We start from the raw sequence: 13,262 nt of genomic DNA, 5'->3' as shown, positions 1-13,262 counted from the left end.
CGCCCCAGAACGGCGTGCCGGTGGCGAATTCGATGATCGACCAGATGACGCAGACTGCGACGACAGCGATGCGCCGCCACAAAGGCCGGAAAAACGGATGCTCGGAATCTTTCATTCCGGCAACCTACAGCAACCCGGCTTCGCCGAGAACCAGTGCGTCGGGCATTGCGGAGGCCCTAGGCATTTGGAAAGCCCTGCGTCTCGACCGTATAGCCGGCCGCCGTCATCACCCGCATCAATTCCTTGTGGCCGACCTCAGCCATCTTGAGCGGCGGGTTCTTCTTCGGATCCTGCTCGGCCTCGACCACGAACCAGCCCTCGTAACCATGGTCGGCAAACCGCTGCACGATGGCGCCGAAATCCAGCGAGCCGTCACCCGGCACCGTGAAGGCCCCGAGCGCGACAGCGTCGAGGAAGGATTGCTTGGTGCGGTCGAGCTTGTCGATGACGCCCATGCGCACGTCCTTCACATGCACATGGCTGATGCGCGCATAGTGGTTGTCGATGGCGCGCAGGACGTCGCCGCCGGCAAAGGCCAGGTGCCCCGCATCGAGCAGCAGCGGTATGCCGGCTCCGGAATACTTCATGAAGGCATCGAGTTCCGGTTCGGTCTCGACGACCGCCGCCATGTGGTGGTGATAGGAAAGCGGCATGCCCTGTTCGGCGCACCATTCGCCAAACTCCGTGAGGCGTTTCGCATAGGCCTTCAGCTCGTCGTCCGAGAGCTTCGGCTTGGTTGCGAGCGGCTTCGAGCGGTCGCCCTGGATCGAGCGGCCGACCTCGCCATAGACGATGCAAGGCGCGTTCACCGCCTTGAACAGATCGATCATCGGCTGGACGCGATCCTTGTTCTTGCCCATGTCCTCATCGACCAGGGTGCCCGAGAACCAGCCGCCGCAAAGCGTCACGTCGGCCGCCTTCAGGATCGGCAGCATGACATCGGGATCGTTGGGAAACCGCCGGCCCATCTCCATGCCGGTGAAACCGGCCGAGCGCGACTGGCGCAAACACTCTTCCAGCGACACATCATCGCTGAGTTCCGCAAGATCGTCGTTCCACCACGCAATGGGGGACATGCCCAGTTTGGCTTTCAAGTCGTCACTCCAGTTTTCAGTTCGTGCCCACCCTCCCCGCGAGGGGAAAGGTGGGATTTGCCGGCGTTGGCATCAATCGCCAATGGTCTGCATCTGCCGTTTTTCGTCATAGGCCTTGCGCGCCGCGTTCACCTGGGCACGCGCCGAGACCTCCGGCACCGCAACATCCCACCAATGGCCGCCGGCATCGGTCGAAACCAGCGGGTCGGTGTCGATGACCAGCACGGTGGTGCGGTTGTTCTTCCTTGCCTTTTCCAGGGCGTTTTCCAGCCCGGCGATCGATGGCACTTTCTCGGCAATCGCCCCCATGCTCGCTGCATGCGCGGCGAAGTCGATATCGGGCAGGATTTCGTGGCGCGAGTCCTTCAGGAGATTGTTGAAGTTGGCGCCGCCGGTCGCCATCTGCAGCCGGTTGATGCAGCCATAGCCGCGGTTGTCGAGCAGCACGATGGTCAGCTTGAGGCCGAGCATCACCGAGGTGGCGATTTCGGAATTCAGCATCAGATAGGAGCCGTCGCCGATCATGACGACGATCTCCTCGTCCGGCTTCGCCATCTTGGTGCCAAGCCCGCCAGCAATCTCGTAGCCCATGGTCGAGAAGCCGTATTCGGCGTGGTAGGAGCCGGGCGCGCCAGCTTGCCACAGCTTGTGCAGTTCGCCGGGCAGGCCGCCGGCGGCATGCAGCAGGGTTACGCCAGAGCCCATCGCGCGCTGCACGGCGCCGATCACCTGCGCGTCGGAAGGATAGGCGGCATTCGTCGACGCCGTCACCTTGGCGGCCTCGGCCTGCCAGGCCTTCTTGCCGGCCGCCGCATTGTCGGTCCAGGCCGAAGGCGCTTTCCAGCCCTTCAGCGCCGCGCCGAGTTCGGCCAGGCCCTCGGCCGCGTCGGCGACCAGCGGCAGCGCCCGGTGCTTGCCGGCGTCGAAGGGCTGAACGTTCAAGCCGATGATGGTCTTGCCGGAGTTCTTGAACAGCGCCCACGAGCCGGTGGTGAAGTCCTGCAGGCGTGTGCCGATGGCCAGCACGACATCGGCTTCCTCAGCCAGCCGGTTGGCGGCCGAGGTGCCGGTGACGCCGACCGCCGCCATGTTGAGCGGATGATCGTCCGGCAGCGAGGATTTGCCGCCTTGCGTCTCGCAGACCGGGATGCCGGCGCCCTGCACGAATTTCCCCAGTTCGTCCGAAGCCTGCGAATAAAGCACGCCGCCGCCGGCGATCACCAGCGGCTTCTTCGCCCCCTTGAGTGCTGCCACCGCCGCGGCAAGCTCATGGCGGTCCGGCCGCGACCGGCGCTGGTGCCAGACGCGCTCGGCAAAGAAGCTCTCGGGATAGTCATGGGCCTCGGCCTGCACGTCCTGGCAAAGCGACAGCGTCACCGGGCCGCAATCGGCCGGATCGGTCAGCACCTGCATGGCGCGGCTGAGCGCCGGGATGATCTGTTCGGGCCGCGTGATGCGGTCGAAATACCGCGACACCGGACGGAAGCAGTCATTGACCGTCGCCGTGCCGTCGGAGAAATCCTCGGCCTGCTGCAGCACCGGATCGGGAATGCGGTTGGCGAAGACATCGCCGGGCAGAAAAAGCACCGGCAGCCGGTTGACGTGGGCCAGTGCCGCAGCCGTCACCATGTTGAGCGCGCCGGGGCCGATCGACGAGGTCGCCGCCATGAAGCGGCGGCGGAAATTGGCCTTGGCATAGGCGATCGCCGCATGCGCCATCGCCTGTTCATTGTGGGCGCGAAAGGTCGGCAGTTCGTCGCGCACCTGATAGAGCGCCTCGCYGATGCCGGCGACATTGCCATGGCCGAAGATCGCCCAGACACCGCCGAAGATCGGGACTTTCTTGCTGTCGATCTCGGTCATCTGCCTGCTGAGAAAGCGGGTCAGCGCCTGCGCCATCGTCAGGCGGATTGTCTTGCTCATGGTGTTTTTCCTCCGCAGTCCTATGCCGCGCCTTCTTATGCTGCTTTGCGGCCGCGCGCGGCAAGCCACGCTTCGGTCAACTGTTCGAAGCGCGAGGCCATGTCGGCGATCGCCTCGTCATCCGACATCTTGCCGGCCAGCCATTGTTCGGCCGCGTGGACGAAGATGGTCCGGCCGACGGCAAACCCTTTGACGATGGGCGCCTTGGCGGTTGCGGCAAAAGCCGCTTCCAGCTCGTCCTGCGGCGCTTCCAGGCCAAGCAGCACGACGCCCCGGCACCATGGATCATGCTTCAGGATCACCGCTTCGATCTTTGCCCACGCCGCTGCCGAAGCCTGCGGTTCGAGCTTCCACCAGTCGGGTTTGATGCCGAGCGCATAGAGTTCCTCCAGCGCGCGCGGGATCGTCGTGTCGTCGAGCTTGCCGTGCTTGCCGGCGATGATCTCGACCAGCAATTCCCTGCCGACCTTGCGTGCGGCCTCGAACAGCGCGCGCAGCTTCTGCTGCTGTTCTTCCTTCAAGGCCGCCGGATCATCGGGGTGATAGAAGCACAGGCACTTGATGCAGTGATCGACCGGCCATTCGACGAGCTGCGAGCCGATGTCCTGCGAGAACTCGAAGCGTAGGGGTCGCGATCCCGGCAATTCGACGGGCCGCCCGAGCCAGGCGAAGGGATGGCGGGCAAATTCGAACATCGCCTCGCGGCCATGTTTCTCGTCGATCAGCATGCCGTAGCCGTCGCGACCGGCGGCGACCTTCGCCGCCGCCTTAACCGCCAGCACCTTGAAATCGCGGATGCGTGCGGGATCGGCACCGGCCTTCGCCGCCACATCCTCGAGCTGCACGCGGTGATCGCAGGCGAGCGCCATCAGCGAGGGAACGTCGCGGCGGCGGGTGGTCGCCCAATGGATGTGATTGATCGCCTCGTCCTTGCGCAAGGCGAGATGCTTGCTGCCGTTCTTGAGGAAGAACTGCAACTCCTCGAAGGTCGGATATTCCGGCGCGCACAGCAGGCGCGACACGGCGAAGGCGCCGCAGGCATTGGCCCAGGTGGCCGCAGTCGCATGGTCTTCGCCACCCAGCCAGCCGCGCAGGAAGCCGGACATGAAAGCGTCACCGGCGCCGAGCACATTGTAGATCTCGATCGGAAAGCCCTTGCCGACGACGCCGTCCTCGAGATCGTCGCTGATCGGCCCGTCATAGACGATGCAGCCCATGGCGCCCCGCTTCAGAACGATGGTCGCCGCGGACAGCGCGCGGATCGCCTTCAAGGCGCTCAGGCAGTCATCGGCACCCGACGCGATCATGATCTCTTCTTCGGTGCCGACGATCAGGTCGCAATCGGGCAGTACCGTCTTCAACTGGGCCGAGACCCTGTCTGATTTCACATAACGCTCGAACCCTTCGGCATGGCCGGCCAGACCCCAGAGGTTCGGCCGATAGTCGATGTCGAACACCACCTTGCCGCCCTTGGCCTTGATGATGCGGATTGCCTTGCGCTGGGCGGCGTCGCTGTTGGGACGGGAAAAATGCGTGCCGGTGACGACGATGGATCGCGCCGAGGCGATGAAGGCCTCGTCGATGTCTTCCGGCGCCAGCGCCATGTCGGCGCAGTCTGAGCGGTAGAAGATCATCGGCGACACGCCTTCGTCCTCGACCGACAGCAGCACCAATGCGGTGAGCCGCTCCTTGTCGGTCTTTAGCCCGTCGACGCACACGCCTTCGCGCCTCAGCTGTTCGCGGATGAAGCGGCCCATCTGCTCGTCGCCGACGCGGGTGAGCAGCGCCGAGCGCAGGCCCAGCCTCGCCGTGCCGACAGAGATGTTGGCCGGGCAGCCGCCGACCGACTTGGCGAACGAGGTGATGTCTTCCAGCCGTGAGCCGATCTGCTGGCCGTAAAGGTCGACGGAAGCGCGACCGATGGTGATGACGTCGAGCGGCGCCTGTTTCGCGTCCACGGCTTCGCTCATTGGAACCTCCCATCGGCCTTGTTGTTTTGGGGTACACGCGCGAGCGGCAGCGTGGCGCCAGGAATATGAAATAATAATTCCAATCCATAGTCAATATGGAATGAGCATTCCCAGGTCTAAAATTGTCTTTGAGGTGCCTGCTAGGCCTTGCGCCTGCGGCCCGTGCTGCGCCGTTTTTCGCCGACGCCGACGGTCAGCGCCATAGCCAGCGCCATCGTCGCCGACAGCGAGCGGAAGCCGGCGAAATCGGCCTCGGCAACCTCGAACCAGATGCTGGCGAACTGGGCAAGAGGCGAAAACGAGCTGTCGGTGATGGCAACGATCGGCACGCCCTGTTCCGAAATGCTGCGCGCCTCCTCGATGGTGGCCGGCGCGTAGGGCGAGAAGCTGATGGCGATGACGGCGTCCGCCGGYGTGGCGAATGCGATCATCTCGGCGTTCAGCCCGGCGGCCGATTCGATCAGCTGGTTGCGGATCTTCAGCTTGCCTAGCGCATAGGCGATGTAGGACGCCACCGGATAGGAGCGGCGCTTGGCCAGCACATAGATGGTCTCCGCCTTCGCCAGCAGCGAAATTGCGTCTTCCAGATGCGCGTCGTCCAGTGTGCGCGAAATGTCGTTGAGCGAGGTGCTGGCGGCAGCGACGAAGCCGTCGAAGATCGCCCGGTGACCGGCGGCGCCCTCGGCCTTGGCACGCAGCGCCTGCAGGCGTTCGTCATAGGACGAGTTGCGCTCGCGCAGCCTCTCGCGAAACACCTGCTGCAGGCTGGTGAAACCGTCGAAGCCAAGCTGCTGGGCAAAGCGGATCAAGGTCGACGGCTGCACGCCGGCCGAAGCGGCGATGCTGGCGGCGGTGCCGAAGGCGATATCGTCGGGATTGTCGAGCGCGTAGGCGGCGATCTGGGCGATGCGCTTGGGCAGGCTTTCGCGCCGGTCCAGGATGGTGGCGCGCAGCGTCTCGAAGTCGCGAGGTACCCGTTCGTCCATCGTCGCTCTGTCCAGGCTCATCTATGGGTACCCTCTCTGCCCCATCATAGCGAGCCTGCGCAAGAACGCCATAAAAAATGAGGCAGACATTCCATTCCAATAGAAAATGGACTAATTCATCCATCCAACGCTTCAGGCAGTGGAGAAATGGAAAATGGTCGGCGTCGGTCTCATCGGCACGGGTTTCATGGGCAAGTGTCACGCCATCGCATGGAGTGCCGTCGGCGCCGTCTTTCCCGATGTGCCCAAACCCCGGCTCGTCCATCTCGGCGAGGTCAATGAGGACCTCGCCAGGCGCAAGGCCGGTGAGTTCGGCTTCGCCAAGGCATCCGGCGACTGGCGCGCCGTCGTCAACGACCCGGATGTCGATATCGTCTCGCTGACCACGCCCAACCAGTTCCATCCGGAGATGGCCATCGCCATCCTCGAGGCCGGCAAGCATCTGTGGTGCGAAAAGCCTATGGCGCCGAGCTTCGCCGAGGCCGAAGCTATGGCGGCGGCGGCGAAGACGTCGGGCAAGGTCGCCGCCCTCGGCTACAACTACATCCAGAGCCCTGCCATCCGCCACATTGGCGCGCTTCTCGACGAGAAGGTCATCGGCGAGGTGAACCATCTGCGCATCGAGATGGACGAGGACTTCATGGCCGACCCGGAGGCGCTGTTCTTCTGGAAGCACGAAGCGGCTTCCGGCTATGGCGCGCTCGACGATTTCGCCGTGCATCCGCTGTCGCTGGTCTCCGCCCTGTTCGGCCGCGTCGCCAGCGTCATCTGCGACATGGCCAAGCCCTATGCCGACCGCAAGCTCGCCGCCGGCGGCCGCCGCGCGGTCGAGACCTACGACATCGCCAGCGTGCTGATGCATCTGGAAAACGGCATTGCCGGCACGCTGCTGGTCAACCGCTCGGCCTGGGGCCGCAAGGGCCGCATCGCCATCCAGATCTTCGGCTCGAAGGGATCGATCCTGTTCGACCAGGAGCGGATGAACGAACTCCAGCTCTACCTCACCGCCGATCGTCCGACCGAGCAGGGTTATCGCACCATCCTGGTGGCGCCGCACCACAAGCCCTACGACGCCTTCCTGCCGGCGCCCGGCCATGGCCTCGGCTTCAACGATCTCAAGATCATCGAGTGCCACGAACTGTTGACGCGGCTGGCCGGCAAGCCGGCGCGGATCATCGAGTTCGCCGAAGGGCTGGAGATCGAGCGCACGGTGCATGCGATGGCGCGCTCGTTCGACGAAAAGAGCTGGGTCGATGTGAGATAGTCCGCTTCGCGATGGATCGCCTCAGTGGCTTGCGGCCTGGGCGGCGTTCGTCTCCCACCCGTTCACCCAGACCTGCCGCAAGCGATCGCCTTCGCCCTTGAACCGCAGCCCCGTCGCCTGGCAATCCTCGATCCGGTCGCTGCGGAAATTGCGGATCGCCTGGCGCAACTCGCACCAGGCGACGATGTTGGCGGTTTCGGCGTAATAGATCAGCGCAATCGGGCGGATGAGGCGCTCGGAGGCGCGGCCGAGTTCGTCGCGATAGGACAGGTCGAGCTTCTCCTCGTCGCGGATGGCGCGGCGCACCAGCGCCAGATCGACCGCGCCGACCGAGGGCGCGGCGAATCCCCACGCATGCAACGCATTGGCATCGAACGTCTGGCGCAAGGGCGGCGGCACCGCGCCGGCGATCTTGGCGCTGACGCGCTTGGCCGCCAGTTTGAGTTCGCTGTCACCCGTGCGCTCCAGCAGCGCCAGCGACAAAACGATCGCCTCCATCTCCTCGATCGAAAACATCAGCGGCGGCAGGTCGAAGCCGGGGCGCAGGATGTAGCCGATGCCGCGCCCGCCTTCGATCGGTACGCGCATCGCCTGCAAAGCGGCAATGTCGCGATAGACGGAGCGCACCGTCACTTCCAGCTTTTCGGCCATCATGGCAGCCGTCACCGGCTGCCGCGCCAGCCGCACGATCTGGATGATCTCGAACAGTCGCGATGCCTTGCGCATTTCCTCACCCGCTCCGATCACAACTGACACCACATCGTCAGTAGGGCTGACCTATACGACTGCCTATCGAATTGAAAATCAACACATTCCTCAGCGGCTCCGCCGGGCGAGGCGACAGGCAACTGACATGGACTATGCGGAAAATCTCTGGCTGTTCTTCCTCCTGCTGTTCGGCATCATCATCGTGCCCGGCATGGACATGCTTTTCGTGCTTGCCAATGCGCTGACCGGTGGCGGCAACAGAGGCCTTGCCGCCACCGGCGGCATCATGCTGGGCGGCATGGTGCACACGCTGAACGGCGCCGTCGGCGTCGGCCTGCTGATGCATTTCGTGCCGATCCTTTACAATCCGCTGCTGATCGCCGGTGCCGCCTACATGGCTTTCATCGGCCTGACGCTGATGCGCAGTTCGATCAAGGTCGGCCACGAGGGGCCTGCCGGCAGCCGCTCCGCATGGAAGGCGTTTCGCCAGGGGCTGGTGATCTGCCTGATCAATCCCAAGGCCTACCTCTTCGTGTTTGCGGTCTATCCGCAATTTCTCAAGCCCGCCTATGGTCCGATCTGGATACAGGCGGCCATCATGGGATTGATGACGGTGGCCGTGCAGTTTGCCGTCTATGGCGGGCTTGCCGTCACTGCCGGGCGCAGCCGCAACCTGCTGGTCGCCAACCCCCGGGCGACCGCATTTGCCGGCCGGGCGGCTGGATTGCTGCTGGTTGCGGTGTCGGTGCTGACCGCGTGGCAAGGTTTGAAGGCGGCGTGAATTCCAGGCCCGCGCCTGGAAACACCGCCGCCTTATCCCCGGCCTGTCAGGCTGCCCCTTGGCGGCTGTCGATCATGGCGCGGCGCGCCGAGCGGCGCCACTCGACCGCGCCAGCAAGGCCGTGCAGCACCGTCTCGGTGGTCGCCCAGTCGATGCAGCCATCGGTGATGCTCTGGCCGTAGACGAGCGGCTTGCCGGGCACCACGTCCTGCCGGCCGGCGACGAGATTGCTCTCGATCATCAGGCCAATGATGCGCTCGTCGCCCGCCGCCACCTGGCCCGCCACGTCGGCCGCGACCTTGGGCTGGTTCTCCGGCTTCTTGGCCGAATTGGCGTGGCTGACATCGATCATCAGCCGAGGTGCGATGCCGATGCGGGCGAGTTCGACCGAGGCCGCCTCGACGCTCGCCGCGTCATAGTTGGGCTGAACGCCGCCGCGCAGGATGACGTGGCAGTCTTCATTGCCGGTGGTCGTCGCTATGCCGCTGCGTCCGCCCTTGGTCACCGCCATGAAATGGTGCGGCTGGGCGGCCGATTTCACCGCCTCGGCGGCGATCCGCAGATTGCCGTCGGTGCCGTTCTTGAAGCCGACCGGGCAGGACAGGCCCGATGCCAGCTCGCGGTGGATCTGGCTCTCGGTCGTGCGCGCGCCGATGGCGCCCCAGGCGACGAGGTCGGCAATGTATTGCGGCGTGGTCATGTCGAGGAATTCGGTCGCCGCCGGCAGGCCGAGGTTGTTGACGGCGGAGAGCACGTTGCGCGCCATCCGCAGCCCCTTGTCGATGTTGAAGCTGCCGTCGAGGTCGGGATCGTTGATCAGGCCCTTCCAGCCGACCGTCGTGCGCGGCTTCTCAAAATAGACCCGCATCACGATCTCGAGCCGGTCGGACAGGGTCTCGCGCAGCGCCGCCAGACGGCTGGCATAAWCGACGGCCGCGACCGGATCGTGGATCGAACAGGGACCGACGATGACGAGCAGTCGATCGTCGGTCCCGTTCAAAATGGCGTGGGTTGCATTGCGTGACGCGGCAACGGTGCGCGTCGCCGTCAGCGTGCGCGGGATCTCCCGCATCACCTGGTCCGGCGTACTCAGTTCCCTGATTTCCTTGACCCGAAGGTCATCTGTGGTGGTCAACACGGCTTTCTGCTCCTGATTGGGAGACCTGCCGGCTGAAACAAAAAAGCCGCCAGGTCTGGCGGCTGTTCGGATCTTGTTGCTGCAATCTTCAGATCGAGCGCAATCCTCCCGCCGCCAGCGAGCTCCTAAAGTACCAATACGTGGCGGTCAGGTTGATCATGAGGCTCATATAGTCGAAACGGAGGCGCTTGTCACGCTCCCCTCCGTTTGAAATTTGACGCCTACCCGTCGCGATCCGGCCCCAACTCTTATACGTTCAACGATATGCCCAAAGATTCCGAAGAACCCGCCGATGTTTATGCGCTGCTGCGAGCGGCGGCAGAAGCGCGCCTAAGAGCAGCCAAAGCTATGTTAAGCGCATACGAAGCCAATGCCTTTAGGACGCCGGCCACGCCGGAGGATATCGCCTACTGGAAGCAAGAGCTGGCCGACGTTCAGGTCGAGTTGGCGAGGCTGCATAGTGCACACCGGACCTGAGACCCCCGATGACGTTTCAACTGCTACTCGCCGATCACCCCCGCAATGTTCTGGTCGTAGTCGACCAGCGACCCGGTCATGACGCCGGCTTGCGGGCTGATCATGTAGCTGATCAGCCGGGCGAGCTGCGCCGGCTTCACCAGTTGGCCCATCGGCTGCGCGGCCTCGGCCTTCTCCAGCCAGTCGTCCGGAGCGTCGTGCCATTTCTTCTGCACGATCGCCTCGCCCTCGGTGTCCATCCAGCCGGGCAGCACGGCGTTGCAGCGGATGCGGTTCTTTCGATAGGAGCTGGCGACATTCTTGGTCAGCGTCATCAGCGCGCCCTTGCTGGTCGAATAGGGCGTCAGGAAGGACTGGCCGGCATGCGCCGACATCGACAGCACGTTGACGATCGAACCCGGCGCCTTGCGCTCCAGGAGGTGGGCGACCAGTCCCTGCATCAGGAAGAAGGGTCCACGCACATTGGTGTCGAAGATCTGGTCGAAAAGCTCTTCGCTCGTCTCGACCAGCGAACCGCGTGCCGACGTCGCTGCGGCATTGACCAGGGCGTTGATGGTGCCGAAATGCGAGATTGCGGTTGCGACCGCGCGCTTGCAGTCGGCGACCTTCGAGACGTCGGCGCTGATGAAGATCGCGTCGACGCCTGCTTTCTTGAAATGGGCGACGGCCTTGTCGCCCTTCTCCTGCGAGCGGCCGATCAGCGCTAGCGCCCGGCAGCCCTCGTCGGCCAGTGCCTCGGCGACGGCAAAGCCGATGCCTTGCGCGCCGCCGGTGACGATGGCGCGCGTTTCATGATTGCGAGCGGCTGATGTGCTCATCGCTGTGCTCCTGTGCCTGGTGTTCTTACTTTGCCGTGTCGAGACGGACGGTCTTGCCCGAGGTTGCCGACTTCAGCGCCGCATCGGCCAGCTTCAGCGCCACGAGCCCATCGGCGCCGCTAGGCGCCGCCTTCTTGCCTGACGTCGCGGCTGCGATAAAGGCAGCGATCTCGTTGGCATAGGCGTCGAGGTAGCGGGTCATGAAGAAATCGTGCAGTGGCGGGCGCGTATAACCCTTCTCGTTGGCCAGTTCGATCGACACCGGACGCTGGTTCTCGGCCGCGATCATGCCTTTCGAACCATGCACCTCGATGCGCTGGTCATAGCCATAGGTGGCACGGCGCGAGTTGGAGATGACGGCCTGCTTGCCGGAAGCGGTCTCGAGGATGACGCTGACGCTATCGTAGTCGCCGGCTTCGCCGATCTTCTTGTCGACCAGCACCGAGGCGTGCGCACTGACCGCCACCGGCTCTTCGCCGAGCAGGAAGCGCGCCATGTCGAAATCATGGATGGTCATATCGCGAAAGATGCCGCCCGAGCGCTTGATGTAGTCGATCGGCGGCGCACCCGGATCGCGCGAGGTGATGGTCACCATCTCGACGGTGCCGATGGCGCCGTCGTCGATCGCCTTGCGCACGGCGGCGAAATGCGGATCGAAGCGCCTGTTGAAGCCGACCATCAGCGTCGCCTTGGCCTTCTCGACCACGGCCAGGCACTTCTCGACGCGCTTGACGTCGAGGTCGATCGGCTTCTCGCAGAAGATCGCCTTGCCCGCCTTTGCGAAACGTTCGATCAAATCGGCATGGGTGTCGGTCGGCGTGCAGATGACGACGGCGTCGATGTCCTTGGATTTTTCGATGGCGTCGATGCTGCGCACCTCGGCGCCATAGGCCGTCGCCAGCTCGGTCGCCGCCTTCTCGAAGGCGTCGGCGACGGCAACCAGTTTGGCCTGCGGGTTGGAGCCGACGGCGCGGGCGTGGACCTTGCCGATGCGGCCGGCACCGAGGAGGGCGAAGCGGAGTACCATGGAATGTCCTTTGAGGATGGTTCGAAGCAAGGCGCCGGTCATGGGCGCGGGTGATGTTCCGGTCAAGACGACATCGACAGGAAGGCGGTGACCACCGCCTCCGTGCCCGGCCCTAGGCCGCGAGTTCCGCCTCTCCGGTCTTGGCCCCGGTGATGTAGGAGACGATATCGTTTCCGTCGGTGTCCTGCTTGCGCAGGTTGGCGACGATGCGGCCACGGCGGAAGACGACAATGCGGTCGCAAAGGTCGAACACTTGGCGCATGTTGTGGCTGATCAGGATCAGCGGCTCGCCATTGTCCTTCAGCGTGCGGATAATATTTTCGACCTGTGCGGTCTCCTGCACGCCAAGGGCTGCCGTCGGCTCATCCATAATGATCAGCTTGGAGGCGAAGGTGGCGGTCCGGGCGATCGCCACGCACTGGCGCTGGCCGCCCGACATGTGGCGGATGGTGTTGGACAGATTGGGGATCTTCACCGCGGTGCGGACCAGTGCCGCCTCGGTCGCCTTGCGCATGTATTTGCGATCCAGGATCGAGAACGGCCCGAGATTGAACAGCACCTTTTCGCGCCCAAGGAACAGGTTCGACGGCACGTCGAGGTCGTCGGCCAGCGCCAGGTTCTGGAACACCGTCTCGATGCCCGCCTCTCGCGCCGCGATCGGCCCGGTGAAGTTCACTTCCTTGCCGTCGAACCAGATCTTGCCGTCGGTGCGTTGCTCGACGGCGGTGATCTGGCGCACGAAGGTCGACTTGCCGGCGCCGTTGTCGCCCATGATGGCGACATGCTCACCCTTGCGCAGCTCGAAGTTAGCGCCTTCCAGCGCATGCACGCCACCATAGCGCTTGGTCAGGTTTTCGGTCTTCAGGACTATGTCTGCCATGATCAAGCCCTCATTGCCCTAAGGCGTTGACGCCACTGGTCGAGAACGACTGCGCCGACGATGATCACACCCTTGACCATCTCCTGGTAGTAGGCGTCGAGGCGCAGGAAGGTGAAGCCGGAGATGATGACGCCGAAGATCAGCGAGCCGATCACCGTGCCGACGATCGAGCCGCGGCCGCCCGACAAGGAGACGC

12 protein-coding genes and 2 pseudogenes are annotated in these 13,262 nt (G+C 64.2%); 3 read left to right on the top strand and 11 right to left on the bottom strand.

The annotated features are described in order from the left end of the window. The 5 genes and pseudogenes from ACXJ7R_RS12530 to ACXJ7R_RS12510 all read right to left on the bottom strand — a co-directional run. Window positions 1-115: pseudogene (locus ACXJ7R_RS12530) on the bottom strand (DUF3329 domain-containing protein); the annotation flags it as partial. A gap of 61 nt (window positions 116-176) precedes the next feature. After that, window positions 177-1,094 (bottom strand): myo-inosose-2 dehydratase, encoded by a 918-nt coding sequence (gene iolE / locus ACXJ7R_RS12525; RefSeq protein ID WP_457152113.1) that lies wholly within the window; start codon window positions 1,092-1,094, stop codon window positions 177-179. Window positions 1,095-1,166: 72 nt separating this feature from the next. Further along, window positions 1,167-3,017: a 3D-(3,5/4)-trihydroxycyclohexane-1,2-dione acylhydrolase (decyclizing) gene (gene iolD / locus ACXJ7R_RS12520; protein WP_457152112.1), complete on the bottom strand. Its 1,851-nt coding sequence runs from the start codon at window positions 3,015-3,017 to the stop codon at window positions 1,167-1,169. 35 nt (window positions 3,018-3,052) lie between these two features. Next, window positions 3,053-4,987, bottom strand: coding sequence for a bifunctional 5-dehydro-2-deoxygluconokinase/5-dehydro-2-deoxyphosphogluconate aldolase (locus ACXJ7R_RS12515; protein WP_457152111.1), 1,935 nt, complete (start codon window positions 4,985-4,987; stop codon window positions 3,053-3,055). Window positions 4,988-5,127: 140 nt separating this feature from the next. Then, complete coding sequence (locus tag ACXJ7R_RS12510) at window positions 5,128-5,973, bottom strand: MurR/RpiR family transcriptional regulator (RefSeq protein WP_167392076.1); 846 nt, start codon at window positions 5,971-5,973, stop codon at window positions 5,128-5,130. A gap of 154 nt (window positions 5,974-6,127) precedes the next feature. Here ACXJ7R_RS12510 and ACXJ7R_RS12505 point away from each other — a divergent pair, with 154 nt between their 5' ends. After that, entirely contained in the window at window positions 6,128-7,237 is a 1,110-nt protein-coding gene (locus ACXJ7R_RS12505) for a Gfo/Idh/MocA family protein (RefSeq protein WP_457152110.1), read from the top strand. Window positions 7,238-7,258: 21 nt separating this feature from the next. Here the strand turns inward: ACXJ7R_RS12505 and ACXJ7R_RS12500 are convergent, their stop codons facing one another. Next, complete coding sequence (locus ACXJ7R_RS12500) at window positions 7,259-7,963, bottom strand: helix-turn-helix transcriptional regulator (protein ID WP_457152109.1); 705 nt, start codon at window positions 7,961-7,963, stop codon at window positions 7,259-7,261. Between the two features lie 127 nt (window positions 7,964-8,090). Here ACXJ7R_RS12500 and ACXJ7R_RS12495 point away from each other — a divergent pair, with 127 nt between their 5' ends. Further along, window positions 8,091-8,726 carry a LysE family translocator gene (locus ACXJ7R_RS12495; protein WP_457152108.1) on the top strand — a complete coding sequence of 212 codons (636 nt, stop codon included), beginning with the start codon at window positions 8,091-8,093 and terminating at the stop codon, window positions 8,724-8,726. Between the two features lie 46 nt (window positions 8,727-8,772). Here the strand turns inward: ACXJ7R_RS12495 and ACXJ7R_RS12490 are convergent, their stop codons facing one another. Then, entirely contained in the window at window positions 8,773-9,864 is a 1,092-nt protein-coding gene (locus ACXJ7R_RS12490; protein WP_457152107.1) for a 3-deoxy-7-phosphoheptulonate synthase, read from the bottom strand. A 207-nt stretch (window positions 9,865-10,071) separates the two neighbouring features. Between ACXJ7R_RS12490 and ACXJ7R_RS12485 the strand changes: the two genes are divergently transcribed. Next, a complete protein-coding gene (locus tag ACXJ7R_RS12485; RefSeq protein WP_457152106.1) occupies window positions 10,072-10,341 on the top strand; it encodes a hypothetical protein in 270 nt (89 codons plus the stop codon). Between the two features lie 23 nt (window positions 10,342-10,364). Here the strand turns inward: ACXJ7R_RS12485 and ACXJ7R_RS12480 are convergent, their stop codons facing one another. The 4 genes and pseudogenes from ACXJ7R_RS12480 to ACXJ7R_RS12465 all read right to left on the bottom strand — a co-directional run. After that, entirely contained in the window at window positions 10,365-11,159 is a 795-nt protein-coding gene (locus ACXJ7R_RS12480) for an SDR family oxidoreductase (RefSeq protein ID WP_457152105.1), read from the bottom strand. 25 nt (window positions 11,160-11,184) lie between these two features. Next, window positions 11,185-12,186 carry an inositol 2-dehydrogenase gene (iolG, locus tag ACXJ7R_RS12475; protein WP_457152104.1) on the bottom strand — a complete coding sequence of 334 codons (1,002 nt, stop codon included), beginning with the start codon at window positions 12,184-12,186 and terminating at the stop codon, window positions 11,185-11,187. 112 nt (window positions 12,187-12,298) lie between these two features. After that, the gene (locus tag ACXJ7R_RS12470) at window positions 12,299-13,066 is read right to left on the bottom strand and encodes an ATP-binding cassette domain-containing protein (protein WP_095083257.1); all 768 of its coding nucleotides are present in this window, start codon (window positions 13,064-13,066) and stop codon (window positions 12,299-12,301) included. Between the two features lie 2 nt (window positions 13,067-13,068). Further along, window positions 13,069-13,262 (bottom strand): annotated as a pseudogene (locus tag ACXJ7R_RS12465) (ABC transporter permease); the annotation flags it as partial.

It is taken from the genome of Mesorhizobium sp. P5_C1, assembly GCF_054049815.1.
This window is presented reverse-complemented; position numbering and strand designations above follow the sequence as displayed.